The sequence below is a fragment of the Novipirellula aureliae genome (genome assembly GCF_007860185.1).
GTDB classification, from domain to species: domain Bacteria; phylum Planctomycetota; class Planctomycetia; order Pirellulales; family Pirellulaceae; genus Novipirellula_A; species Novipirellula_A aureliae.
In genome coordinates, this window is sequence record NZ_SJPY01000010.1 from 193487 (window position 1) to 219638 (window position 26152).

The window sequence follows — 26152 nt, forward strand, 5'->3', positions numbered from 1 at the left end:
ACCCAAAGATGCGAGCTTCCATCGGCTTGGCTCCAACGGATGATGCCGAAGGAAATTCAGCCATTTGCCCGGATCGCGGGGACGCATTCGGGGGGGATTGGGGACGTTGATTCGCCCTTCGCCCCCGAAGGATCGCAGTTGGACGCCAGCGGTGTCGTTACGCTCAACTTCCAGCGTCTCAACTTAAGGGCAGCCTGTCCGGTTCGACCCTCGCCAAACGGCGTTGCAGAGGGTAAAGTCGACGGAAATCATTCCCCATCCTTTCGCGAACCCAATCAATGATCGGACGAGACAGTGAGATCCACCGCATTTCGTTATCAACGCGTTCTCGTAATCTTTTTGACTCTTGCGGCGTCCACACCGTTTCTTTATGCGGCCGACGAGTCCGTTGACTGGCCTGGCTTTCGTGGGCGTGGAGCAGCGGGTGTTGCGAATGGTTTCCAGACGGCGGCTACCTGGGATGCGACAAACCCAGACGACAAATCCGTCCTTTGGAAGTCGCCTATTCCAGGACTGGGACATTCCTGTCCGACCATTGTTGGCGACCGCATTTTCGTAGCAACAGCCGTCGCATCGAGCGACGACGTTCCAATACAAATCGGTCGCAGCGGCAACATCGATGCAGCAGCTGACAACGGTGAACAAGCTTGGATGGTACTCTGTTTCGACAAGACCAGTGGAGCGGAACGATGGCGTCAAACGGCTTACAAGGGCACTCCCAAAGCAACTCGACACGCCAAGGCGACTCATGCCAATACGACCATTGCCGTCGAGGGTGACAACGTCGTCGCGTTCTTCGGTTCCGAGGGCTTGTACTGCTATGACTTAAGTGGCAACCTCAAATGGAAGAAAGACCTCGGCATCGTCAATGTCAGCAAGTACGGAATCGGCTGGGGCTACGGAAGTTCGCCAGCGATTTACGACGGACGGATCGTGCTGGTCTGCGATGACCCCGAACACCCTTACATTGTCACGTTGAATTTGGATGACGGCGAAGAGATTTGGCGCAAATCACGCAGGGAGGATTGTGAACGAAGCTGGGGAACGCCCCTGATTCACACCGCCAACGGTAATGCTCAAGTGGTCGTCAATGGTTGGCCTTGGATCGTCGCCTACGACCTCGACACGGGCGAGGTTTCTTGGCGCGTCGAAGGTGGCGGCGACAATCCAATCCCGTCTCCTTTCATTGCCGACGATCGGATCTATCTGACCAACTCGCATGGCGGCAAGTCACCGATCATCGCCATGCGCCCTGATTCCAAAGGCAACGTGACCGAAGCGGACTCACCGCAAGACGCCGGCCTGATCTGGCGAGACGAGCGGGGGGGGACCTACATGTCGACTCCCGTCGTCTTGGGGGACTACCTCTACGTCGCTGGCACCAATGGTGTGTTCCGATGCTACCAGGCAGAGAGCGGCGAGAAAATGTACGAACAACGATTGGCTGGTGGAACCTATGTCGTGGCTTCGCTCGTTGCGGCTGACGACAAAATTTATTGCACAGCCGAAGACGGCCGAGTCTTTGTGATCGCTCCAGGCCCTGAATTCGAGATTCTGTCAACAAACCAACTGGGCGAGAGTTGCTTGGCCACCCCTGCTATTTCGGAGGGGGTAATCTATTTCCGCACCACTCATTCGCTGATCGCGATCGGACCCGACACCGATTCTGGCGAGCCATTGAGCAGCAACGACCGAAAGCGGCCAAACATTCTTTTCATCGCGGTTGATGACCTGCGTCCGTCGCTTGGTTGTTACGGTGATTCGCTCGCCATCTCGCCTCACATTGACAAACTTGCCTCCGAAGGAATGCGGTTCGATCGTGCCTATTGCCAGGTCGCCGTTTGTAATCCGTCACGTGCAAGCCTGATGACCGGTCTGCGTCCCGACACTCTCGGTGTCTGGACCCTGCCGATCCACTTCCGTGAAGCGATGCCCGATGCTGTTACCTTACCGCAGTGGCTGCGACAATTCGGCTACACCGCCGTCAGCCACGGAAAGATCTATCACAACCCGACTCCAGATCCTCAATCGTGGAGCGAGCCGATTCGGGATCTTCCGAACTTGCCATTCGCCTATCCCGAAGGGACTCAGAAGCTTGTCGCCGGCGCACGAGAGAAACTTCCGCAGCGAGACTGGCGAAAAACCAGCCTGCGAAATCCAAGTACGGCTGCTCCTGATTTGCCCGACAACCAACTGCTCGACGGGGCTCGAGCGGACATTTGCATTGAAGACCTGAGGCGTCATGGGAAATCGTCTCAGCCATTCTTTTTGGCGATGGGCTTTATCCGTCCGCACTTGGCGTTTGTCGCTCCCAAGAAATACTGGGACCTGTACGAACCCGACAAGCTACCGGTTCTAACGGGCCAGCAAGTTCCCGCTGGATCGCCTCCGTATGCGATGCACAACAACAGTGAGCTGTCGCATTACGTGGATCTGATCGATATGCCTGCACCCTGGGACGAGGAAACGCTGCCTGTGGAAAAGATGCGAGAGCTCGTTCATGGTTACTACGCATGCGTCAGCTACATTGATGCCCAGATCGGACGAATCATGCAAGCTTTGGACGAAGAGGGGCTGCGAGAAAACACAATCGTTGTTCTCTGGAGCGATCATGGTTGGAAACTTGGCGAATATCGTGGTTGGGGGAAAATGACCAACTACGAGATCGACGCGCGCGTGCCGCTAATCGTTTCAGCACCCGGTATGAAAACCGCTGGCCAGGCTTCGGATTCGTTGGTCGAACTGCTCGACCTGTTCCCGACGCTATGCGAACTCACCGGCGTCGACATCCCCGATTTCGTTGAAGGCAAGAGTTTCGTGCCTGTCCTTCAAGATTCGCAGGCATCCATACACGAAGCTGCTGTCAGCCAATATTACCGGCCCTACAAGGGTAACGAGTTCATGGGGTATTCGTTGCGGACGGATCGGTATCGATACATTGAATGGCGAGATTTTTCGACCGGAGAAATGGTCGAACAAGAGCTCTACGACCATGACGCAAACGAAATGGAAACGAAGAACCTCATTGACACGGTTTCACCCGACGTCATCGAAGGGTTGAGCAACCTGCTGAAGTCCACGCACCCACCCGAACAACTCGTGATGACACCCGCGGTCCACTCGAGTCCGTCCGATCCAAATCCGTTGTCCGCGGACATTTCGTTTGGCAATCAAAGCGGCACACCGATCACCGTTTACCCGATCACACCGAGGGGCCGCCGAAGTCGTGGACAACAGATCGCCCCGAGCAAAACGGGGACCTTCAACGCCTACCTTGGTACCGTGTTTGTGGTTGAGAGTCGCGATGGAACCATCCACCAAATTCACTCGCCAAATTGGCCTCCACAAACGATCGTCATTAAGAAATGACCATTCCAAAGGATGGCCGAACGGCGTCTACATAGGTGGCGGAGCCTAGGCTTTAGGCGGTTCCTGCGACCCACCGAATCGCCTACAAGATACGCCTCCGCCTTTCCGCATCGCGACAAACCTGAACTTCAACCCTCGGTTTAAGCCTGCCAATCCCATCCAATCGATCATTGCTCTACCGCCGGTGCGCGTTGGGGGCGACTGAGGAACACGCGATTCGTCCGGGCTGAGTTCGCGACCACGATATCAGCAAACCCATCTCCGTCGAGATCGCCGACGGTGACCGCGTAGGTTGCCGCCACTGGATCACCAAAGGCTAACTCGCGAAAGTTCCGTCCGTCTCCGTTGTTAAAAAAGACACCATTTGGTTGATTGGCGTTGCCAATCACAACGTCCATCACGCCATCGTTGTCCATGTCCGCGACGGACACGGAATAGGTTTGGCTGTCAGGATTGGCAAAGCTTACGGAGTCTGGAAAGCCTCCTTTTCCATCGCCAAAAAGAATGCGATTGGGTTGCCCGATGTTACCGAAAACACAATCGAGGTTGCCATCGCCGTCCATGTCTGCGGTGGCGATCGCCCGGGTTTGGTCTTTGTTATTTCCCAATGCGTTCGCCGCCGCAAACTTCAAATTGCCAACGCCCAAAAGAAGTTCATTTTGTTGTCCGTCGCGATTGGCAAGCAACAGATCTTGATGGCCATCGTTGTTGACGTCGGCGACCGCAACGTCAATCGTTGAGTCATTCATCTTTCCAAAAATCGGCCCGTCACTCAACTTTGCAAAACCATCGTTGATGTAGATTCGATTCGGCTGCGAGCGACTTGTCGCCAAAATATCGATGTCGCCATCCCCGTCAACGTCTGCGAGCGTCACGCTGCGCACGCTAGAGACAGCACCAAATTCGCTGTCGACCAAGAAATTCCCATCGCCGTCGTTGATAAACAATTGCCCCCGTGACATATCGTTACCAGTCACGATATCCAAATCTCCATCGCCATCCAAATCGGCAAGCTCGCAAGCGTAGGTCGTCCGCCGATCTTGTCCCAACGGTCGCATGACGGAAAACTTCGCTTTGCCTTGATTCAGGAACAGGAAATTCTGCTGTGGCCAATGACGACCATTGGCGACCACGACATCCAAATCACCGTCTCCATCGACATCCCCCGTACGAACGGACGCTGATCGATTCGATTCCGTCCCCAGAATCAATCGTTCGCTCGAAACCAACGATCTACCCTGCGCAACCACCGTTGATGCAAAATACATACTGGCCCCCAAGACCAGAACCAGGTTCACGATTGGGCGGAAACGTCTCATGGAAAGACTCTTTGTGGGCGGTAGCTTGCTATCGGTCGATTTCACTCCATCTGAATCATCAAAGTCTACTCTGCATCGGCATCAGAGCAAACGGCCGTTGTCGCAGCGACCAACGATCCTGGAGAGCCGTACCTGCTCGAACCGCTCGAACTGCTCGAACCGCTTGGTCCATGTTATCGATGAAGAACACAAACTTGCTATCAAGCTTGGCCTCCAATGTCGCCGCATGTCAAAGCCTACAGTTGTTGCGGCACTTCGTATGTAGCCGTTCAACGCGTCGTCACGAGCGCTCCGCCCCAACCCTTCGAAACGGAATCAATTGAATTTACTTGGAACAACGAGCCAAGCATCGACTTGATCTTGAGTTCCTGCACTTCCTTTGAAGTTGATGGGATCCCTGTTCGGCTTCGCGTTGCTTGTCGGAAAATCAATCGAGATCTTGATGGGGTGTCCGAATTCACCTCCGCAAGCATTGTCTACCATTTGTTTCGGTGCAGCCGTTTTTCGTCGTAGCGGTATTCCGGTTCCAGCACTTCGTTCGGTACCCCCATCGCCAGTAGGGCAAAGGGAGTGATCGACGGAGGAATACCGAGAATCGTCCGGCAGGTTTCAACGCGCTGCTGTAACGGATAGATGGCAATCCAGACGCAGCCAATGCCGATTGCGTGGGCAGCCAGTTGCATGTTCTGTGCGGCGCAGGAACAATCCTGCGGCCAGAATCCAGGGTAGATTTCCTTCGACTCGTCGCCACAGACCATCACCATGAAGGTGGATTCCTTCAGCATTTCGGTTCCGCCCATTTGGGTGAACGGCTCAATCACCTCGGGGTTGTCGATGGTGACAAAGTGCCATGGACGGGCATCGGCCGCCGAGGGGGCGTTCATGGCCGCCTCCAAGATGCTCTTTCGGTCCTGCTCCGTGACTGGATCGTTGGTCCAACTACGAATACTGCGTCGTGTCATGATGGCTTTGATCGCTTCCATCTCAAATTCCTTTTCTTTCGTAATCTGACTGACAACTGATCGCGACCGTCTGAAAGAAACGGCCGCTGCGATTTTACGTTGATTCGACGAGGGAATAGAGACCGCCTGATTCGCGTTTGATCTTTCCTTGGTTCGCCAATTCTCTCCATACCGCTTTGGGGAACTGGTCCGGTGGTGTGATCGCGGCGATTCTGGAGCGGTGACCGGAGGACATCGGTCCATAACCCAAACCAGATTCATCGTCCAAGCGGGTGAGTTTTAGTCGCTTGCGAAACGCCTTCATCGCAAGTCGGAGCTCCTCTTTGGAAGGCAGCTCCGGTGTCGAATCGGTTTCCAACTCGGTCATCGTTTGATCCATTTACTATGTTGGGGGCATGTTTGAGAAAGGTTGTTTTCTTGACACACCCATTCTATAGCAAATCGAGTGTCCGTGCATTGGACGCGACGATCCCTGTCCCACCCTTACACGTGTCCGCAAGCTTGGCAACAATGTCAATTCCACAGCCAGCCACCTCTTGATGACTTTTGTAACGATGGATGAAATTGTTTACTACGACCGATACCACGAAAAAACGTGTGTTGAAAAAATTTACGGCGACAAAGCCCTGCGTTGGACGTACGGTACGCTGGGCGGGCGAATCTCTCTAAACCTCTTGGTGAAGCGAGCTTTGTTTTCGCATTGGTATGGATGGAAAATGGATCGTCCCAGCACGCGAAGGAAAATCGCGGCTTTCATTCAGGACTATGGGCTCGATGCGAATGAGTTTGAGCGTCAAGTCGATGATTTCGCAAACTTCAATGAGTTCTTTTATCGTAAACTCAAGCCAGAAGCGAGGCCGATTGATCCAGACCCTTCATCGATCGCGTTTCCCGCAGACGGTCGCCATTTGTGCGTGCCAGACCTGTCGCAGTGCGATGGACTATTCGTCAAAGGCGAAATGTTCGACTTGGCCACGTTACTCAATGACAAACATCTGTCCGAACAATACGCTCAGGGAAGTCTCCTGCTTTCGCGATTGTGTCCTGTTGACTACCATCGTTTTCATTTTCCGGTTGCCGGTGTCCCCGGCTCGACAAGACAGATCAACGGCCCACTCTATTCGGTGAACCCGATCGCGCTCTGCCAGAATATTCATATCCTGACGACAAACAAACGATGCCTGACCGAGCTTGAGACGGAATCATTCGGAAAAGTCCTGCTCATCGAAATCGGAGCAACTTGCGTGGGGAGCGTATGTCAAACGTACGCCGAAGGAGTGAGGGTCGCGAAGGGAGACGAGAAAGGCTACTTTCGTTTTGGTGGTTCCTCCACGATCACGATTTTTGAACCCGGCCGTATTCAGTTTGATCACGACCTTGTCGAAAACTCACGAAGGAATCGTGAGCTGTACGCCAGATTCGGTGATCATATGGGGGTGTCGATCTAGGTGAAGGAAGTGACACCGAGGATTCTTTCACGGAATGAGTCACTCAACGAAACCCGATTGGCGAATCGGTTGCAAAATGCAACCGGTGGCTTCTTTTCGCTTGCGACGTTAAACCTGTATAATGTTGAAATGATTCAACCAACGTGCACCACGATAATGACAATGATCGACCCAGTGACCTGTAGAGGAGAAGACGGAAGATGTGAGGTGACCGCAAGATGAGCCGATTTGTAGCAGTGGGGGACATTCATGGATGCAGCCAAACGCTGGCTAAGATGCTCGAAATCCTGGACCTAGCCCCCGGCGACACTTTTCTATCGGTCGGCGATCTGTCCTCCAAGGGCGAAGACTCTCAGGGTGTTCATTCCCAGTTATTGGATTTGGAGGAGCGCGGGATCAATCTAATCGTATTGCTGGGCAATCACGAGGTGATGCTGCTTGCGATGCAGCGACTGGCTGGGGCAAACGTTGACCTGAGTGGATTCCCCGAGTCGGTCTTTCGTGGAGCCGACATCAGTTGTTTGATGCGAAGCAACGAAACATGGGCGACACTGAAATCCTATGGTCGCAAGGTTGCCGAGACCCGCGAATTTTGGGCGTTTCGGCACGACCATCCTGTGGAACACTTTGACGCGGTGTCGCAAAAACTCGATAGCGAGGATTGGCGACTTCCACAGCAACACCTTGATCTGTTAAGTCGGTGCAAAACTCACCACATCGCTCGTAATTGTCTCTTCGTGCATTCGGGAATCCAGCCAGAGAACATTCGGTTGGACAGTGCTCAACAGGCCATTGATGCACAGATCCAAGAGGACGCAAGAGACCTGTGCTGGAGCCGAGACGGGTTGGGACAGACGCCAGGTTTCCCGGAACTCATCGTGCATGGGCATACGCCGCTGCCCTATTTGTATTCGTTCGTTCCCGATACAACGCCTTGGCGAGACAGTGACCTTGTCTTCAAATCCGTTATCCACCATGGCTCGCTCAATTTGGATAGCGGTGTTTTTCTTGAAGCGGGTCATCTGACAGCTGTGGAGATCCCCGAAAGTGGTTGTCCGTCAGAGTTTCGCTTTCTACGAGTCCCTAGATTGGATCCGGTTTGCAAGGACCGTCTGAGCCATTTCAACTACATGTAGACGATCGGCCTCTGGTTCGGCTCCTATCGTGACGATCCGGCCAGGGGCGAGGCAATTGGCGAGATTGCTTTGATTGCTGGCACGTTCACGCCTACCGGCACGTTCACGCCGAGAATTGGAGTTTGGTGAGCGGCGGGTTGCTGCGAATGATCTTGCCTGATTCCGATACCTTCAAATAATAGGATGACCCAATATGGACCGATGTTGCAAACGCGGAGTCCCCTGTGGGCTCCAACTTTTCCCAAAGATTGACCCGATAGTTGCCGTTGTGATGCTGACACACCTCCACATGATGCAGACGGGGTGGCTTACCGGTTTTCTCCAGAATCTGCGATTTGATCGTTTCCGTGTGATCGGATTCCGTCATGGGTTCATCTTTCTGTTGGGTGGTTTGATCGAATTTTGCGACAATTCCCTTGCCCTCTAAAATACGATGAGAAATCTAACTGTACCGTAAAGGAGTTCCGTTTGATATGAGTACCGAATGGGGAATGTGGAGACGGCTTGACGACGGAAGCGATCGCAGGGAAAATATATCTTGGCACTCTGCGCCATCGCCCCCACCGTAAAGACCTCAAACGGAAGTAAAATGTCGGTACCTCAGCCGAGTTGAGGCAAATGGCGTCTGACGCGATGATCGATGATGATCGGTAACGCTTGAAACCTTGGGAACCGTCGATGAGCAAAAGAATCTCTTCTCCAACCCGACCTCTTAGCCAGGAATGACTTATCCGATGAATCGAAAACAAGCTAGCGACTTCAATCAAGAAGTTCTTGATCTATACGATGACTTTGCGCACGGCCGGCTCGATCGACGTGATTATGTCAAGCGTTTGGCCGCATTCGCTGTCGGCGGACTGACGGTGGAAACCCTCCTTCAAAATCTCAGCCCCAACTATTCCTGGGCGCAACAGGTCGCACCGACCGACGATCGTATCAAGGCCGAAATGATCACCTACGCCTCACCGGAAGGTGCTGGCGAAATGAAGGGGCTTCTTGCGCGACCTGCCAAGGGGACCAAGTTTCCGGCCGTCTTGGTCATCCACGAGAACCGCGGATTGAACCCATACATTGAAGACGTCGCCCGCCGGTTAGCCGTCGAAGGTTTTCTCGCACTCGCCCCCGACGCACTCACGCCGCTAGGCGGATACCCAGGCAGCGATGACGAGGGCCGGTCGATGCAATCCAAACGCGATCGCGAGGAAATGACACAAGACTTTATCGCCGCCGCCAAACTGCTTGACACGCACGAGTTATCCACCGGCAAAGTCGGCGTGGTCGGTTTCTGTTTTGGGGGAGGCTTGGTCAACCAACTCGCCGTCCGCATCCCCGAGGTCATCGACGCTGGCGTGCCGTTTTATGGTAGCCAACCGGACGCTGCCGACGTCGCCAAAATCAAAGCCCCGCTGCTCATTCAAAACGCCGAACTCGACCGCCGCATCCTCGCTGGAGCTCCCGCCTTCGAGAAAAGTCTCAGCGACAATAAAGTCCCCTTCGAGTCGTATGTCTATCCCGGTGTGAACCACGGTTTCCACAACGATACCACGCCACGCTACGACGAGGCCGCCGCAAAGCTGGCGTGGCAAAGAACCATTGCTTGGTTCAAAAAATACCTGGTTTGAAGGATCTAAAAAACAAGACCCTGCGACGCTCGAGAGGACGAATTGTCGTCGATGTCGTTGCAGGCCCGAAGGGCGTGGACTTAAGAAAAACGGAGTGAGTATCACAGGGGTGTTTTTCCTGCTTCCGTTCGGCTTGTTCAGGCGGCTTGTTCGGGCAGCTTGTTCGGGCAGCTTGTTCGGGCGGAGCAACAGGTGGCAGCTACCATGAACGCAAAATCCCACGCTCGCCCCACCCCCACAAATCGCCGGAGACGATTCGTGGGGGTGGGGCGAATCTCTTTCGGTCGTACGGTTTGTAGTCGCCACTTGTTTCCTCCGCCGAGACAGGCTCGACGGAAGGATGTCTCACGTTTCAGAATTCCTTCCGTCCACGCCATTCGTCGCAGGCCCCTTGGCATTCGGACGCCATAGACGGACGCCATAGGACATCTAGCCCGGATGATTTATGGGCATGCAAATTGTTTTGCTAACGTCTACGCCTTCAAGCGTTTACGTTCATTGCTCGAAAAACAGTCTGCGTATAAGCCGTTTTGGCGTTAGCGGCCTGTCGATTTAATCATTTTGACTCGACTTATCGTTTAACGCCAAGCCGTAGGCGACCGCTTATGAACAAGCTGACGCCTTCGGCTAAGCGTTAAACGATTAAATCGACAGCCCGTTAGCCACGGTTCACACGACAAATCACGCAGCCGTGGCTATCGCCAAAACGGCTAATGAATCATCCGGGCTAGGTGCCTAGTTTGTGTCTGTGCCCGTTTTCGATAACCGTGCTGCCTTTGCGTTGCGGAAGTGATTCTACGAATGCCTCAAAATCGCTTCAGCGTTGCAATCGGATGTGCCCAAGAAGATGTGCCCAAGAAGATGTGCTCGAGTGATGAAAACGCTCGTCGTTCAATCTGCTTCCTAATTAGGGTTGCAACATGAGCCGTTTTGCACGCTAGCCCCGTTGTTTATTAACGCAGCTGTAACCAACAGCAAAACAGCTAATTCAAAAACTGAGATGCGAGTGAAAGCACTCGCATGGACCGTTGAGAGTCTGCGACTTTTGTGTGTGCGGCGGGGGGATATGTGTTGTCAATCGTTTGAAGCATCTTGCAATAATCCTTCGTGATGCCGAAACCTTTGTACCTTTGGAGGGTTCGATCATGGATGACAGAGGCGCCGCAGGAGGCGGCTCCTACAAATAGACACTCATGGAAAGCGGCGCAACCAATATGCCCGATCTACAACAATGCCGTGCGCTTCCCCAAAGTCAACAACCGCAAGATCGCACGGAAACCCGTGTGCCGCTGTTGAATTACGAATTCAAACAAGGGGCGTTCTGGCATCGCATTCCGGCTTGGAGACACATCACCGAAACGGAGTTTGGTGATCACCAATGGCAACAACGAAATTGCATCACCTCCGTAGAGAACATCGAGTCGGTTTTGGGTGGTGAGTTGCCCGCTGGGTTTGCGAATGACTTGCGTGCTGGGCTTCAACGCACTCCGATGCGAATTCGAATCACCCCCTATATCTTTTCGCTGATTGATTGGTCTAGTCCTCAGGAGGATCCGTTGCGACGACAATTCCTGCCGATGGGGTCTCAATTCACTGCGGATCATCCCTGTTGCATGGACGATTCGTTGAACGAAGATGGAGACCGCAGCGCTCCGTTCCTGACTCATCGATATCCAGACAAGGTACTTTTCCTGCCTGTCAGTGTATGTCCTGTTTATTGTTCTTACTGCACGCGTAGCCGCCTCGTCGGTGGAAGCACGGAAGCGAAGAGCAAGACCCCGTACGGTGCTTCGAAAGACAGTTGGGAAGAAACATTCGCCTACATTCGGCGGAACACAGAAATCGAGGATGTTGTGATCTCTGGAGGTGATGCATTCATGCTCCGTGCCGAGATCATTGAACATATCGGTAACCGCTTGCTTGAGATTCCGCATGTTCGCCGCTTCCGCTATGCCACCAAGGGATTGGCCGTTTTGCCGATGAAGATCACCAGCGATGACGCCTGGGTACATGCACTGAAGAGGATTTCCGATCGTGGCAAGAGCATGATGAAAGAGGTTTGTATTCATACGCATATCGGTTCGGAGCAGGAAATGTCCGAGTGGACTTTCAACGCGATGCAACGATTGACGGAAATGGGGATCAAGGTAAGGAACCAAGCGGTGCTGCTGCGAGGCGTGAACGATTCCTTCGATTCGATGTATCGAACGATTAAGAAGTTGTCCTACCTGAACATTCAGCCGTACCTCGTCTTTCTTCACGACATGGTCCCAGGATGTGAGCACTTGCGAACCACGTTGTCGCACGCGGAGCAGTTGTTCAAGCAGTTGTTGGGAACGACAGCCGGATTTAATGTTCCGCGATTTGTTTGCGATGCACCGGGCGGTGGGGGCAAAAGGCAAATCTCCAGTTACGAACGTTACGATCGCGAAATCGGCGTATCGGCTTGGGTTGCCCCGAGGGTGAAGCCAGGACGCATCTTCTACTACTACGACCCGATCGATCAGTTGCCCGAGTCGGGGCAGGCGATCTGGGCGAATGACGATGAACGAAAACGACGCTTGGCTGCATTTGAACACGAAGTGCAAGAGAGCCTTGCTTTGGAAAGATGCGGGATTGCATCAAGTAGTGAGATTGGTTGCGGAGATCCCCATGTCATCCGATAGACAAGTGCTTGTCCCAGGGGAGTCAACGGAAGACTTAATGGCAGATTCTCATCTCGATGAGTGCTTGCATGAACGATTCGAGCATCAAGTTGATTTGACTCCAGGAGCCTGTGCCGTCGTTAGTGTGGATGAGGAGTTGACGTACGCAGAACTGGACGAACGCGCCAATCAGTTCGCCCGCCTACTGCAAAGCAAGGGCGTTGTCCCCGGCGACTTGGTTGGGTTGTTCTGTAAACGCTCCGTCAACGCCATCGTGTCGATTCTGGGAATTCTGAAATCCGGTGCGGCCTATGTGCCGCTCGACGAACGCTGGCCAGATGATCGCATTGCCGGAATCTTGGAGGAAGCGAATGTCCAAACCCTCGTATTGGACGAGCAACTCTCAAACCGGGCCAAATCGACATCGGTGGCTCGGTTCTTGGTTCATGATTCCGAAGAGACGTGGGACTCCCTCAGCGAACAGCCGGTCGATCGCTTGCCGCTTGCCGACAATGGATCGTGCGCGTCCGACCTCTGTTATATCATTTATACATCTGGAACGACCGGCCGCCCCAAGGGGATCATGACCGAGCATCGCAACGTTGCCGCGTTTGCAAGAGCATTTCGGGAAACGTGTGAGATGACGGCGAGGGACCGTGTGTATCAGGGATTCTCGTTGACGTTTGACGGTTCGGTCGAAGAAATGTGGCTGGCCCTTTCCAGTGGCGCGTCCCTGATCATTGGGCCGCCCGAATTCGCTCAACTGGGTGAGGAAACCGCACAATACATGCGAGAGAAAGGAGTCACGCTGTTTTCAACCGTGCCGACGTTCTTGGCCATGATCCAGGACGACGTGCCGTCATTGCGGCTGGTCGTCGTCAGCGGAGAGGCATGTCCGCCAAATTTGATCAAACGTTGGGTCCGGAACGAATTGCGAATGCTCAACGTGTACGGCCCCACGGAAACCACGGTCAACACAACCGTGTGGGAATGTGTACCGGACGTGCCGGTCACGATCGGTAGACCGTTGCCCGGATACACGATACGGATTCTCGACGAAAAGATGCAACCCGTGCCAATCGGATCGGACGGCGAACTCTACATCGGCGGCGTCGGTGTGGCGCGAGGGTATTTCAACCAGCCTGAACTGACCCAAAAGCACTTCATTTCGTATTCGGAACAGGCGAACGGCCATTCCGAGACGCTCTATCGAACGGGAGATCTTGTCCGCGAGCTGGACAATGGCGAACTGCTATTTCTCGGACGGATCGACGGTCAGGTCAAAGTGCGGGGCTATCGAATCGAACTGAGTGAGATCGAATCCGTCTTGCGGGATCATCCAGACGTTGAGGGTGCGGCCGTGTCCGTCGTGCAACGCAACGGCTCGCAAGAACTCGCGGCCTTTGTCGTGCCCGCGGGTGGAGTCGAGTGTGGTTTGCAGCGGAACGTCATTCTCGATCATCTTCGCCGCCGCTTGCCTGCTTATATGGTCCCCTCTTACCTTGACCCGATTGAACAATTGCCACGATTGGCGAGTGGCAAAGTCGATCGCAAGTCGTTGCCGCAGCCCACCGCTCGGCTGGTCGCAGAAGGTCGTTCAATCGTACCACCGCGAACCGAGACTGAGAAAGTGCTCACGGATCTATGGGAACAGGTCTTTGAGACGTCTCCGATTTCCATCGACGATGACTTCTTTATGGATCTAGGTGGCGATTCGTTGTTGGCGGCTTCGTTCGTTTCCAAGTATCGAAACGCATGTGGCGAAGGGATTGCCATGCGCGAGGTTTACCAATCCGCGACGGTGCGCAAACTTGCCGAATGGGTCGATCGTCAATCGTCCAAAGAGTTGGATGTGGCGGATCCAGAATCCAACACGACGCCATTGGAAACGGCGGAAGCCGTTTTCGGTAAGCAGCCGCGATGGCACCGCGGGCTCTGCTACACCTTTCAATCGCTGGCATTGTTGGTCTTCTACGGAATTCCCACAGCCACCATCCTCCTCTTAGCAAAGATGTACGTGGGGGCTATTGCCGGGGAATTGCCGTTCATTTTATATGGCTCGGTCGTGTTGGCACTGTTCATTCTTGCGTACCCCTCGATCGTAGGCGTGAGTATCCTGGCAAAGTGGGTCATTATCGGCAGGTACCGAGCTGGCTCCTATCCTCTTTGGGGTCTGTATTACTTTCGCTGGTGGCTGGCAGCTCGGATACAGCGTGCCAGTGGCATCGGGTTGGTTGCTGGGACGCCGCTAATCAACCTCTACTATCGGCTCATGGGTGCCAAGATTGGCCGGGGATGCGTTGTCAATACTGGCCACTGTACGGCATTTGATCTTGTAAGCATTGGTGACGGAAGTTGCATTGGTAGCGAGGCTCAGTTGCTCGGCTATACCGTCTCCGACGGAATGCTTCATATTGGAACGATCGAGGTCGGTCGCGACTGTTTCGTTGGCATACAATCGGCGTTGGCTATCAATTCGGAGATGGGCGATGGAGCTCGACTAGACGATCTGTCGTTACTGGGCATTGGTGAAAAGATCCCGGCGGGCGAATCACGACAAGGTTCGCCATCTCGCCCCTGCTCTGTTTTGGTGCCAGACATCCGTGGCGACCAGAGCGTCATGCGTCGGTCCGTTCGATTTGGCGTTCTCTCGTACTTGTCGATCTACGCGGTGCAACTGTTCATGCTGGCCGCCATGCTGCCTAACCTTATACTGTTGAATTTCGCCTACGCGGTCAACAATACGTTGCTTTGGGCGGCTGTGCTGGCGATCTCCATTCCCCTCTTCGAAATCACGTTTTGGATATTGCATATCGTTGTCAAAGCTTGCGTATTGCGCCGGTCACAACCGGGCGTCTACCGTATTGACAGCTTCTACTTCCTTCGGAAATGGTACGTCGATACGCTGATGGGGCTTAGTCGTCTCTTCACACTGCCGCTCTACACGACACTCTACATGCCGCCTCTGTTGAGGATGTTGGGGGCAAAGATCGGACCCAGGGCCGAACTGTCTGTGATCGCTCAACTCGCGCCCGACCTGGTCGAAATGGAAGAGGAGAGCTTTTTTGCAGACGGTTCGATCATCGGAGGGATGCGTGTCTATCGGGGACACTTTGAACTTGCCTTTAACCGCATCGGCCGGCGTAGCTTTCTTGGCAACAGTGCCGTGCTACCTGTGGGAGCGTCGATCGGATCCCAGTGCCTATTGGGCGTTCTATCCTCGCCTCCAAGCGGAACCGTCGAAATACCAGACCAAACCGAATGGCTTGGAGCTCCTTCTTTTGCATTACCACACCGGAAGAAGGTGGAAGGATTCGAAGACAGCCAGATCTACAAGCCCTCCAAGCAAATGTACGCTTTGCGTTTATGCGTCGACGCCCTGAGAATCATCACGGCAAGTTCCATCGAAATCCTAGGCGTCGTCGGCTTGATTGCTTGGCTCAGCTGGGCCTTAGCGGATCTCTCGCTGGGAATGGCTCTCGCGACAGCTCCCTTCGTTGGAATCGCGTTGGCTGGCTTGATGGTGTTTGGTGTCGTTGGAGCCAAACAATTGATGATGGGAACCTACGAACCGGTGATCAAACCGCTATGGTCCCCTTATGTTTGGTTGAACGAGGTGATCAATGGCGCCCATGAATCCGTGGCAGCTCCACTGGTAACTCCGTTACTTGGCACGCCGTTCTTTGCGGCTTATCTACAGTTGATGGGCTGTAAGGTGGGGAAACATGCATTCATCGAAACGACCCTGTTCGGAGAATTCGACCTCGTTCAAATAGGCGACCATGTGGCGTTGAATCCCGACGTGGTGATACAAAACCATCTGTTCGAGGATCGGATTTTCAAGTCCGCTAGGCTGATCATTGGAGACAACTGTTCGATTGGCAATATGTCTGTCGTTCTTTATGACTCCGAAATGGGCGAAGGCTCATCGATCGGCTCTCTCTCTCTTCTGATGAAAGGAGAGTCGATTCCGCCGCATACGCAGTGGGTCGGCGTTCCTATTAGCAGGGTCCCCTCATCAAACGCTATCGTCAAATGAATCTGATCGTGGGCATTACATTATTGCGACCATGATGAATACGAGCTCCTGGAATCCCATAGCATGAATGAAACTAGTAACACATCCACTCGCATTCAAATCCTGGATATCATGCGTGGCATTGCCGTGCTCGGTATCCTCGGCGTGAACATCTTCTGTTATGGACTCCCCGAGATTCTCTCCGATGCACTGCCTGTCACTGATCCCGATCATGGGCTCGGTTACATGCTGGGAATGGCTGGCGAGATACTCCTCTCTGGGAAAATGCGTAGCCTATTTGCAATGCTATTCGGGATCAGCTCCGTTATCATCCTCGACCGACTGGTGAAGAAACATGATGGCTTAGAATCGACCCAGATCTTCTTTCGTCGGATGGTTTGGCTGTTGATTTTTGGGCAAATCCATGGATTTCTTTTCCTGTTCTACGGCGATATCCTCTTTCACTATGGCATCATGGGAATGATCGCATTCCCCCTTTACTACGCATCGCCAAGAGTGCGTAAACTGATCATGCTGATCTGCCTAGCCGTGCTAACCTACAAGCCATACAGTGACTACCAGTACACGGTTGAACTGCGAGACGAATACGTCGAGATTATGCAGCGAAAGAACTCTGGCGAGAGACTCTCCGATTACGACTATCTGGTCATCGATGAGTGGAATTATGACACGGCATACATTTCTCCTAAGCTGGAGGACTATGAAGATGAATTGGAAGCGAAGCAGGGTGGTTTGCTGACGACTTTCGAGTTCAATAAGGATGGCGTTGTGCAGATGGCTACGTACGATCTCTACAACTGGTACTCGTGGGAGATCTTGCTCTACATGCTCTTGGGAGTGTCGCTTTATCGATCAGGCTTCTTCAGCAAAGATTACCCTTCCAGGAAACTACTACCCATTGCACTGCTGGGATTGGCGATCGGCGGCGCGATACACGCGTGGGTACATCTAGGTTTTTACGCCGCCTACACCGATCATGTTAAATCGATTTTCTACTTGATCTTCTTCGATCTGGGACGGTTGCCGATGATGTTCGGCTATGTTGCGACGATCTGTCTCGTTTTTCGCTCGAGATGGTTCGCCAAACCAGGTCGGTGGTTGGCGGCTACCGGCAAGATGACACTGACGAACTATTTGATGCAGTCGATCATCGCCGCGTGTTTCTTCTTTGGTCTTCGCCAATTCAACCAACTCGACCGGGTTCAGCTTAGCTTGGTTGTCCTGACAATCTGGATATTTGAAATTGTGTTCAGCAATATCTGGTTAAAGTCGTTCAATTATGGACCGATGGAATGGGTGTGGCGATCACTCACCTATTGCAGTCCTCAGCCGTGGAGACGAATACCCAACTCGCAGTGATTCTCATTTGATGGCTACTCCAAAAAATGCCTGGGCTAACGATCCGCACGTTGGACGCTCGATGTGGACACTCGACGTGGACACTCGACGTTGCCTGGTTCGTTCGCCGGACGATGAATGGGGCCGCGTGCTTTCTCTCAGCCATTTTGAAAGCTCCCTGCGCAACACGATTTCAATTCGCAGCACCCGCGGCTAGCCCGGATGATTCATGGGCTTGCAAATTGTCTTGCTAACGTCTACGCCTTCAAGCGTTTACGTTCATTGCTCGAAAAACAGTCTGCGTATTAGCCGTTTTGGCGTTAGCGGGCTGTCGATTTAATCGGTTTGACTCGACTGATTGTTTAACGACAAGCCATAGGCGACCGCTTACGGAAAAGCTGACGCCTTCGGCTAAGCGTTAAACGATTAAATCGACAGCCCGTTAGCCACGGTTCACACGACAGATCACGCAGCCGTGGCTATTGGGCTGTCGATTTAATCGGTTTGACTCGACTTATCGTTTAACGCCAAGCCGTAGGCGACCGCTTACGGAAAAGCTGACGCCTTCGGCTAAGCGTTAAACGATTAAATCGACAGCCCGCTATCGCCAAAACGGCTAATGAATCATCCGGGTTAGGGCGAAGATGATCGCTTTCTTGTACCAGTCGTCAACCTGATCCATTCTGGATTTTGTCCCAAGAGTGAACCCGAAGTGCTATGGTCGTTCGATTTGAGAGACGTTGTTGTTACTTCCTAGGTCCGTGACGGGTCCGAAACTGACGACGGTATTCCCACTCGCGGACGATTGAAGGATGATGGGATACTCGGTTTCGTTTCGGATCGTTGAACCGTCGCCCTGGATCACAATCGGACGAAGGTTGGTGTCCAAGGGGCCGTCGGTTCGGTGGAATACGATTTTATGATTGCTTCCCAAAACGTCCGCAAGGTTGTGTGGCCCCACGATATGTGGAGACGGAAGAATCGTCAGTTCGATATCCTGATCCGACCTGGACAATCGAAAATCGCTCAATGGAGCGTAGGCAAAATTCCCCGTCGAGCCTGTGATTTTCCCTCCCTTCGGTAAATTAAAATTCGTATTGCCACAATCAATTGCCGTGGAGTTTGTCACGGTGGCGCGACTGGCCAAATACAGCCGGATACCACCCCTCATTTTCTTGACAGTGCAGTTGTCAACGGTCACACTTCCGCCGCCGGTGTAGACGCGAATTCCATCCTCCGCAAGAGGCAGCATGATGTCCTTTGGAATAGGCTTCCCTTCAACGACGTTCGTGTTCGTGGTTGGATCTGGTCCGCTGCCATTGCCCTCGTCTCCGCCTCGACGTCCGCCTCGATTCCTCTCCCTGCTTCTACCGCTCTGCCTCTCCCCAGGAAGTTGGTAGCCCGACCTGGCTGGAAGATCTCTTGGGTTTGTTTCGAGATACAAGTCTTTGCTTTGACGCATGACCCCCTCGACGAGACAATTCTTGACGGTCGTCTCGTCGGCGGGTGGTTGTATGTAGATGCCATGGCCAAATGCTTTTTGCTGGACTTCACAACCATCCACGGTGTTGCGTCGGCCATTGACCAGGATGCCGCATCGCTTATCAAGGCCGAAGGTGTTGTTGGCACCGATTCCATAGATGCTGCCGTAGCCGTACGGAAAAGATCCTCGGACGGTCAACTTTGTGCCTACTACCGTGTTATTGTCACCCGTGATCGCTAGAACGGAGCTGCCACGCAGCCCTTTGGCCAGTTTCGACCTATCTTGATTGTATGCACTGAAATCGGTTACTTCTTGGAGACCGCTTTCGTACGTGTCTTCAAATGTACCACCTCGAAAAACGTTATCGTCGCCTGAAATCGTGATGTAACTACGTGGCGTCGTGCCGACCGGGACAGTGACTTCCACTCCCGTCAAATCGATCGTGTTGCTGGACCCCGAGCACGCAAGAACTCTGGAGCCTTCGGGAAGATCCGTTAGCATATAGTGACCCGGCTTCATCACAATCGTTTGGTCGTTTTGTTGTACCGCTGAACGCAATTCCGACAAAGTCGACACTTGAATTTTTGTTTGGGCCTGTAACGTCTGGCAGCAGGCAACTGCCAACCAGGCGATGCTAAGTCGCAGAAACCTACTTGGCTCTAATGGGGAACGCATTGCAGTCATCTTCCGACGGTCGTGAGTTGATTTGATTTTCATAGGAGGGGCTTTGTTTTGCGAACGGAGATCTTTTCGACCAACAACAAGTTGATCATGGGGGTTGGTGGGGGCCTTTGAAGGGGCCACCTATCCTCTTCTTTCCTGTGCGGCGTGATACCGCCTGTGTTTACTGCTTTGTCAAGACAAGCTTGCGGAGCCCGATGGGACTCCAACTGCCCTTCTCAGGCTTGATCTGAAGGATGCAATCACCGGCCTCATCGATGTTGAGGGTCGCCAGCGATTTCGTTGTAAAGTCTCGAGCGGTTCCGGTCGATGTGACTTCGACGGTTTGCAGTTGACCTGGCTGTCCTAGGCGGAAACGACTCTTTTCGTCTTGCAGTGAAAACTCGGCCGAAACCTCGTAACGCCCTGGGCTATCAATTCGAAAGGACCATTCGACCCAGGCATTCTCGTCAGACCAGTTGCCGATTGAAGAAGCCTCGCGGCGTCGTCCTTCTCGTACGCTCGCTTGCTCGCCGCCCTCGTTATTATGGATGTACGCCATGTCGGCCGACAGCGTCAATGTGCCGTCCTCATTGGGTGTTGGTAGAACCGGTTTAATCTCCAAGGCTCCGCTGACATTCACGACCACGACGCTATTGATTTCATCCGGTGCCTGCTCGGGTAGCGACACCTCCACGCCTAAATCACTCGACTGGGTATTGAGGGCCTGCCAATCTGCCATCAGGTAGGCTTGTTCGACCTTGTTTTGAAGCCCTGGCAGGAATAGTTTTCCGTCCTTAGGCCAATCAAACACGTGCAAATAGAGGGTGGTTCCGCGAGCGAACTCTTTCTTCGTGCAACGCCCCCATTCCAGTTCTTCAAAAGGGCTAGCCGTGGTGCCGTAGATGGATTCACCGTTAACCTTCATCCATTTTCCAATCGTCTTGAGACGTTCGGTCGCTTCGGGAAGCAGTGTACCCGCGCCGGTTGGACTGACATTCAGAAGGTAATTTCCTCCCTTACTGGCAATGTCTGCCAAGTTACGAATCAATGTCTCGCTCGACTTGAAGTCCCTGTCGCTTTTCTTATAGCCCCAACTGCCACTGATGGGCATACAGACTTCCCAATCGACTCCGACCGGGGCCTCGCTTGGAATTTTCCGTTCGAAGGTCTTGTGATCACCCGCGTATTCCTCTCCAAGACGGTCATTGGTGATGATACCGGGTTGCAGATCGGTTCCAGAATGGAGGCTGTCAAAGGCTTCCTTACTCATATCGCGTGGGGTATCCCACCAAAAAATTGAGATCGGACCATACTCGGTCAGTAGTTGCCTAATCTCAGGAGCCGCTTTTTCACGGACGTATTCATCAAAGCTAACGCGTTGGATCGTCTTGTCCCAGTTGTTTCCGATGCCCCCGGGATGATGCCAATCCTGGCATTGCGAATAATAGAATCCGAAGCGGATCCCCTGAGCTTTACAGGCCTCGGCCAGTTCTCTCATGATGTCACGTTTGAAGGGTGTGGCGTCGACGACGTTGTAGGGACTGGCCTTGGAACCAAACATCGAGAACCCATCGTGATGTTTGGCGGTGATTACCAGATACTTCATACCCGCTTCTTTCGCGAGTCCCACGAAGGCATCTGCATCGAATTCGGTTGGATTGAACTTGTCCACGTTTTCCGTCCTGTAGTCGGCAATCGGAATGCGGGCCTTGTTCATCATCCATTCCGCACTGTTTGTTGGCATCTTGCCTCTGTATTCTCCACCTGTTACCGAGTAGACGCCCCAATGGACAAACATTCCAAAGCGCGCCGTGTTCCACCACTCCATTTTGGCAGCATGCTCTTCGGGCGTCTCCTTGATAAAGGTCCAACCGGGTTGCGGATCTTCCGCGATCACGTTGCCACAAGAGAAACTGCCTAAGAGGAGCCCCATTGCCAAGGCAACTCGAGCCGCAGCGCCAGAGCCGTGTATAGGATTTAGAATTAGCTTTCTCATTGACCTTCTTCTTTCATGGATTGGAGGGATAGAGATCATCATGCAACGAAGTCTCTTTCGGTCTGTCGGAACGGCTTTTACCCGTTTCGCTTGAACGCAAAGATAACCGGAGACTTTGTCCTTTTTTATCATAATTGGATTCGACAGGTTTGCCGTTCAAGTGGACGTTTGCTGGTCTTGTCACGGATCGAATCAAAGCATGGATGACAGGCTGACCTTTCAGGAGTACGTTCAGCGAGTCGCCTCGTCATCGTCAGGTAGACCTTCGACAATGGATCGAGCACGACCTTGCCATCACGACGCAGATAGTTGCTGTCGATCACCATCGTGCGAATGATGGCATCGGGGTCGTTAGGATCCGCGCCCTCTGGGTAGGAGAACCCAAGCAGATAGGCGTCGGTTTCCCAGCCGTTAGGCATTTCCAGATTGGCGTTGCGGTGGCGAATACTGCCGTCAGCCTCCAAATTATGTGATCGTGTTCTGCGCTCTTCGGCTGTCAAGTTGTCGTAGATCGTGTCGTAGGCAATGCCAATTTCCTGGGGTGGATCGCCAGACCCGGGGCCTGTCGTTTCCCCGTCGTGGATCTTGTTAAAGATCCCTCGACAACGAATCTTTCTCACGATTCACTTCCCCTACTCCTGTTCTTGGCGGGTTGGTTCATTTATTTCGGCGGGCTCCAAAGCGTAAACTCGGAAGTCCGTGTAGATGTGATGGGTGCCGACCAAGCGAAAGCCAAAAAAGCCGTCTTGGTAAACGGGAAAACGATCGAGATCATAGGCGACTTGCTGAAAGACGGTCCTGCCTTGACTGTCGCGTCCTTCGATCTGAATCGGGTCGCCTTTCGCGATTTGGTAAATCAGTTTGCCATCGACGATGTATTGAATCACATCATCATAGGCGACCAATTGTACCGTCATTACCTTGTCCGGAGTGATCAGGTATCCCGGTTTTTCGTCCTTGTCATTGAGCGCCAAATGTTCGACTGGCTCGCCATCGACTTCGCGCGGATAGCGTCGCATCCGGGTCGTAAGGTTAGCGATTGCTCCCCCGCCACCGGTGCTCGCGTAATAGCCGTGAATCTTATCGTAGGATGAGAACTTTCCCGTGTATCGTTTTGAATCAAACAGTCCTTGGTCGGGATCGAGCGGATCGGACGCCATCCAAAAGTTGTTGATGTCACGCGGTTGAAGTCCCTTCGTCGGTGTTTTCGGCGTTGGACAGAGCACGTCATAGGTGATTGCTACGCGAGTGGGGAGTTTTTGTTTGAACCACACCGTGCATCCACGTCCCGGCAACATGCAGTCGAGCGATCGATTCTTTGCCACGACTTCGGCCGCGGCGAATCCAGCTCGCTCTTGCACCTGGACGACCCAGTTATCCAAGTTTTCAAAATCATCCTGAACCAGTTTCGCTCCAACCTTGAACAGCCCCACACCATGCCCTAGCACCAGGGGTTTATCACGACGGATACTAGGCTCGGAGAGCACAGGCAATCCGTAGCAAAGCAGCGTGCCCCACGACATGTGTTGTCGATGGGTGCCTTCCGGTCGTTCTTGGTCTGCCACTCTCCGACTATACGGCATCTCCAGCCCTTTGCGGTCATGGTAGTGGTGAACAACCCGTTCGTAGATAGGACGAAAGCTTCCACGGCCCCGTCGAGCGATGGTTCGATTATCGTATCTACCATCGACGCTGCGAAAGCGTACGTACGGAACGTCTTCACCAAGGTTGTATTTGGCGGTGTACTCGAATCCAAGTGCAAGCCGATTGTCGGCGGCGGCATACAAGTCCACGCCTTGCTTCCACGCCATTTCGCAAGCGCAGGCAAGGAAGCCAAGCCCCATTTGCACATGCAATTGATCTCGCCCACTTTCTTGGCATTCACCGAACTCGTTGAGATAGTTCTCGATCGCGCCATTGCCTTCGCCATGCAAGAAGTATTCCGTTGCACGATCAAACATTGCGCGATCCTCAAGAAACACTCCCATCGCGATCATGGTCTGGATCATGGCGGCATCCCAGTTACCATTGGCTGTGGGATGAAAATTCTCAATCACCGGATAAAACACGTTCCGAAGCATGAGTTCAAACTGCTTTTGCTCTTCGACCTTCCACAGCGTGCTGGTGTGTCGAATGAGCTCGGCCGCATTGCAAAACGCCACACCATCCATCCCGACCAATAATCGAGCGTCATGTCCAGAGACGGACTCCAGCGTGGTGGCCCAAGCGTTCAAAATCTCGATCGCCTTTTTCGCATGAGCCTCCTCTTGGGTTAGGCTCCACTGTAGGGCATGGGCATATGCCGCCTCCGCGTCTCGAGACATATCTGAGCTGCCGATATCCGGATTGTTCACGACCCCCCGGACGACTCCAGCGATTGGCTTGGGGGTGTAATCCAAAGAAGCACTTTTGTCAGATCGCAATTGCTGCCAAGCCGATTTCCATGGCTGCTGGCCGGCTTCGAGCTGCCGTTGAATGAATTGCAGTTCGGCATGACTATGCAGCAACCCAGGGTGGACGAACGGCTTGGCTGCATGGTCCGAATTCGTTGTATCCGCTGCGATGGCAGAAGCGACACCGCCACAGGTTAGAAGGAGCAGAAGAAAGTATTTCATAGGATGCTGTCGTGATATTTAGTAGTTAGACGTCTGCGATTGCATCGCGACTAAAAAGTTCGGCGCGGATCTCGCCCAATCATCGTTATGCACAGAGTCGTTGTAACCCGTTTCTTATTTCCCAATACAATACAAAGTTGTCTCTGACCGGATGAACATATTACCATCGCTGACCGCGGGCGTCGAGTCGAAGCCGCTTGTGTCAGCCGTCATGTCCGCGATGCTGATCGCTTCGAATTCTGGTTTGGCCGCAATGACATGAATCGCTCCGGTTTTCTTAAGAATATAAATCTTTCCATCGATCAGAACGGGTGATGGATAGTCTCCACCACGACCGCCGCCTCCACGGCCGCCGCGACCACCACGCCCGCCTCGCTGCGTCGGGGCACCCTCGGCAACGTTCGCTTGAGCAGGAGGTTCCGGACTTCCGGGCAATCGTTTTTGAAAGACACGTTCTCCCGTTTTCGCATTGAGACAACTGAAGACATCGCCATTGACCGAGTAAATATAGCCGTCATGGGCAATCGGGCTGGCGTAGCGGCTTTGGAGCGGCGCTTCCCAGACGGCATCGGAACGGGAACCGTCCGCATGCACGGCAACCGAATTTCCGCCGCGAGACGATTGCAAGAAAAGAACATCTTCACTGACGATCGGCCCAACGTTTGTCTGGTCACTGTTGGCCCCCTGCGCCGACCAGAGTTTTTCTCCGGTTACTGGGTCAATCGCCCAGACGGAGCCAGCAACCGTCATTATGATTTTGTCGTCATGTAGAATGGGTGTTGCCCAAACGCTTTGGAGGGCTTGGTCGGTAATCCGCCATCGTTCCTCGCCCGTCATTTTGTCGAGCCCAATCAATGACTCCGCTTCGTCAGAAGCATTGATGACGACGACATCTCCAGCAAGTACCGGACTAGCCGACGAACCCCATCGCTGTTTACCGGAGCCCCTACCGACACTTGTTTGCCAGAGCTTATTTCCCTCCAGATCAAACGCAAGGACACCTGTTTTGCCAAAGAATACATAAACACGCTCGCCGTCGGACGCCGGTGTGTGACTTGCGTATCCATGAGAAGGTACTCCGGATCCAGAATACGGGTCTTCAGGCTGGACCGCTGCAACGTCGATCTTCCATTCAACTTCCCCCGTGTTGCGGTTCACGCAAATCAGATGCCGCATTAAATCGGTGATCTCACCGACCGAATCACGCCCCATCCCGTAACCACTATATGCCGTCGCAAAAACTCGGTCGCCGACAACGATAGGACACGAGACGCCGCGTCCAGGTAGCTCCCGCTTCCATTTCACATTTTCGGATGTCGTCCAGGTCTCAGGCAAATTAACGAGCCCCTCCGCTGTCCCTGAGCCATTGGGTCCGCGAAATCGATCCCAATCGGCGTGAACACTAGAGTGCACCGACAGCAGTAAGGCCACGGCGGGTAACAGGCATTGAATTTTTCGGGTCAGAATCACAACCAGCTCTCCTTGAGGATTTCGATAAGATAGACACAGTAGAAACT

Annotated in this window: 18 protein-coding genes; 8 read left to right on the forward strand and 10 right to left on the reverse strand. The window is 53.3% G+C overall.

From position 1 onward, the window contains the following. The first annotated feature begins 39 nt into the window (after positions 1–39). Entirely contained in the window at positions 40–282 is a 243-nt protein-coding gene (locus Q31b_RS25620; protein ID WP_146602511.1) for a hypothetical protein, read from the forward strand. A 12-nt stretch (positions 283–294) separates the two neighbouring features. Further along, a complete protein-coding gene (locus tag Q31b_RS25625; RefSeq protein ID WP_146602512.1) occupies positions 295–3369 on the forward strand; it encodes a sulfatase-like hydrolase/transferase in 3075 nt (1024 codons plus the stop codon). Between the two features lie 167 nt (positions 3370–3536). Here the strand turns inward: Q31b_RS25625 and Q31b_RS25630 are convergent, their stop codons facing one another. From Q31b_RS25630 to Q31b_RS25640, 3 genes are all read right to left on the reverse strand, one after another. Next, a complete protein-coding gene (locus Q31b_RS25630; RefSeq protein ID WP_146602513.1) occupies positions 3537–4688 on the reverse strand; it encodes an FG-GAP repeat domain-containing protein in 1152 nt (383 codons plus the stop codon). A 476-nt stretch (positions 4689–5164) separates the two neighbouring features. Then, positions 5165–5671: a nitroreductase family protein gene (locus tag Q31b_RS25635; protein WP_146602514.1), complete on the reverse strand. Its 507-nt coding sequence runs from the start codon at positions 5669–5671 to the stop codon at positions 5165–5167. Positions 5672–5744: 73 nt separating this feature from the next. Continuing rightward, positions 5745–6017: a hypothetical protein gene (locus tag Q31b_RS25640; protein WP_146602515.1), complete on the reverse strand. Its 273-nt coding sequence runs from the start codon at positions 6015–6017 to the stop codon at positions 5745–5747. A 187-nt stretch (positions 6018–6204) separates the two neighbouring features. Between Q31b_RS25640 and asd the strand changes: the two genes are divergently transcribed. After that, positions 6205–7098, forward strand: a complete 894-nt coding sequence (asd, locus tag Q31b_RS25645) for an archaetidylserine decarboxylase (RefSeq protein WP_146602560.1) — start codon at positions 6205–6207, stop codon at positions 7096–7098. 218 nt (positions 7099–7316) lie between these two features. Then, positions 7317–8234: a metallophosphoesterase gene (locus Q31b_RS25650; protein WP_146602516.1), complete on the forward strand. Its 918-nt coding sequence runs from the start codon at positions 7317–7319 to the stop codon at positions 8232–8234. Positions 8235–8337: 103 nt separating this feature from the next. On the opposite strand, the gene Q31b_RS25655 is transcribed toward Q31b_RS25650, so the two are convergent. Next, positions 8338–8601 carry a hypothetical protein gene (locus tag Q31b_RS25655; protein ID WP_146602517.1) on the reverse strand — a complete coding sequence of 88 codons (264 nt, stop codon included), beginning with the start codon at positions 8599–8601 and terminating at the stop codon, positions 8338–8340. A gap of 367 nt (positions 8602–8968) precedes the next feature. On the opposite strand from Q31b_RS25655, the gene Q31b_RS25660 reads away from it, so the two are divergent. After that, positions 8969–9856, forward strand: a complete 888-nt coding sequence (locus Q31b_RS25660; RefSeq protein ID WP_146602518.1) for a dienelactone hydrolase family protein — start codon at positions 8969–8971, stop codon at positions 9854–9856. 199 nt (positions 9857–10055) lie between these two features. On the opposite strand, the gene Q31b_RS28700 is transcribed toward Q31b_RS25660, so the two are convergent. After that, complete coding sequence (locus tag Q31b_RS28700) at positions 10056–10205, reverse strand: hypothetical protein (protein WP_197172347.1); 150 nt, start codon at positions 10203–10205, stop codon at positions 10056–10058. 844 nt (positions 10206–11049) lie between these two features. On the opposite strand from Q31b_RS28700, the gene Q31b_RS25665 reads away from it, so the two are divergent. From Q31b_RS25665 to Q31b_RS25675, 3 genes are all read left to right on the forward strand, one after another. Continuing rightward, positions 11050–12522 carry a KamA family radical SAM protein gene (locus tag Q31b_RS25665; RefSeq protein WP_146602519.1) on the forward strand — a complete coding sequence of 491 codons (1473 nt, stop codon included), beginning with the start codon at positions 11050–11052 and terminating at the stop codon, positions 12520–12522. A gap of 37 nt (positions 12523–12559) precedes the next feature. Continuing rightward, positions 12560–16540: a Pls/PosA family non-ribosomal peptide synthetase gene (locus tag Q31b_RS25670; protein ID WP_197172349.1), complete on the forward strand. Its 3981-nt coding sequence runs from the start codon at positions 12560–12562 to the stop codon at positions 16538–16540. A 63-nt stretch (positions 16541–16603) separates the two neighbouring features. Next, positions 16604–17899 (forward strand): DUF418 domain-containing protein, encoded by a 1296-nt coding sequence (locus Q31b_RS25675; protein WP_146602521.1) that lies wholly within the window; start codon positions 16604–16606, stop codon positions 17897–17899. Positions 17900–18593: 694 nt separating this feature from the next. On the opposite strand, the gene Q31b_RS25680 is transcribed toward Q31b_RS25675, so the two are convergent. From Q31b_RS25680 to Q31b_RS25700, 5 genes are all read right to left on the reverse strand, one after another. Further along, positions 18594–20036 carry a protein-transmembrane prediction gene (locus Q31b_RS25680; protein WP_146602522.1) on the reverse strand — a complete coding sequence of 481 codons (1443 nt, stop codon included), beginning with the start codon at positions 20034–20036 and terminating at the stop codon, positions 18594–18596. Positions 20037–20205: 169 nt separating this feature from the next. Beyond that, positions 20206–22020: an alpha-L-fucosidase gene (locus Q31b_RS25685; protein ID WP_231617850.1), complete on the reverse strand. Its 1815-nt coding sequence runs from the start codon at positions 22018–22020 to the stop codon at positions 20206–20208. A gap of 128 nt (positions 22021–22148) precedes the next feature. Beyond that, positions 22149–22640: a hypothetical protein gene (locus tag Q31b_RS25690; protein ID WP_146602523.1), complete on the reverse strand. Its 492-nt coding sequence runs from the start codon at positions 22638–22640 to the stop codon at positions 22149–22151. Between the two features lie 12 nt (positions 22641–22652). Further along, complete coding sequence (locus Q31b_RS29195) at positions 22653–24635, reverse strand: DUF6250 domain-containing protein (RefSeq protein WP_231617851.1); 1983 nt, start codon at positions 24633–24635, stop codon at positions 22653–22655. Between the two features lie 114 nt (positions 24636–24749). Continuing rightward, complete coding sequence (locus Q31b_RS25700) at positions 24750–26105, reverse strand: outer membrane protein assembly factor BamB family protein (protein ID WP_231617852.1); 1356 nt, start codon at positions 26103–26105, stop codon at positions 24750–24752. Positions 26106–26152 lie beyond the last annotated feature (47 nt).

What these genes read in the sequence shown, in the direction of transcription:
- Q31b_RS25630 (WP_146602513.1), bottom strand. Translation starts at nt 4,688, where the DNA reads ATGAGACGTTTCCGCCCAATCGTGAACCTGGTTCTGGTCTTGGGGGCC.
- Q31b_RS25685 (WP_231617850.1), bottom strand. Translation starts at nt 22,020, where the DNA reads ATGAGAAAGCTAATTCTAAATCCTATACACGGCTCTGGCGCTGCGGCT.
- Q31b_RS25660 (WP_146602518.1), top strand. Translation starts at nt 8,969, where the DNA reads ATGAATCGAAAACAAGCTAGCGACTTCAATCAAGAAGTTCTTGATCTA.
- Q31b_RS25675 (WP_146602521.1), top strand. Translation starts at nt 16,604, where the DNA reads ATGAATGAAACTAGTAACACATCCACTCGCATTCAAATCCTGGATATC.
- Q31b_RS25620 (WP_146602511.1), top strand. Translation starts at nt 40, where the DNA reads ATGATGCCGAAGGAAATTCAGCCATTTGCCCGGATCGCGGGGACGCAT.
- Q31b_RS25650 (WP_146602516.1), top strand. Translation starts at nt 7,317, where the DNA reads ATGAGCCGATTTGTAGCAGTGGGGGACATTCATGGATGCAGCCAAACG.
- Q31b_RS25640 (WP_146602515.1), bottom strand. Translation starts at nt 6,017, where the DNA reads ATGACCGAGTTGGAAACCGATTCGACACCGGAGCTGCCTTCCAAAGAG.
- Q31b_RS25680 (WP_146602522.1), bottom strand. Translation starts at nt 20,036, where the DNA reads ATGCGTTCCCCATTAGAGCCAAGTAGGTTTCTGCGACTTAGCATCGCC.
- Q31b_RS29195 (WP_231617851.1), bottom strand. Translation starts at nt 24,635, where the DNA reads ATGAAATACTTTCTTCTGCTCCTTCTAACCTGTGGCGGTGTCGCTTCT.
- asd (WP_146602560.1), top strand. Translation starts at nt 6,205, where the DNA reads ATGGATGAAATTGTTTACTACGACCGATACCACGAAAAAACGTGTGTT.
- Q31b_RS25655 (WP_146602517.1), bottom strand. Translation starts at nt 8,601, where the DNA reads ATGACGGAATCCGATCACACGGAAACGATCAAATCGCAGATTCTGGAG.
- Q31b_RS25635 (WP_146602514.1), bottom strand. Translation starts at nt 5,671, where the DNA reads ATGGAAGCGATCAAAGCCATCATGACACGACGCAGTATTCGTAGTTGG.
- Q31b_RS25670 (WP_197172349.1), top strand. Translation starts at nt 12,560, where the DNA reads ATGGCAGATTCTCATCTCGATGAGTGCTTGCATGAACGATTCGAGCAT.
- Q31b_RS25665 (WP_146602519.1), top strand. Translation starts at nt 11,050, where the DNA reads ATGGAAAGCGGCGCAACCAATATGCCCGATCTACAACAATGCCGTGCG.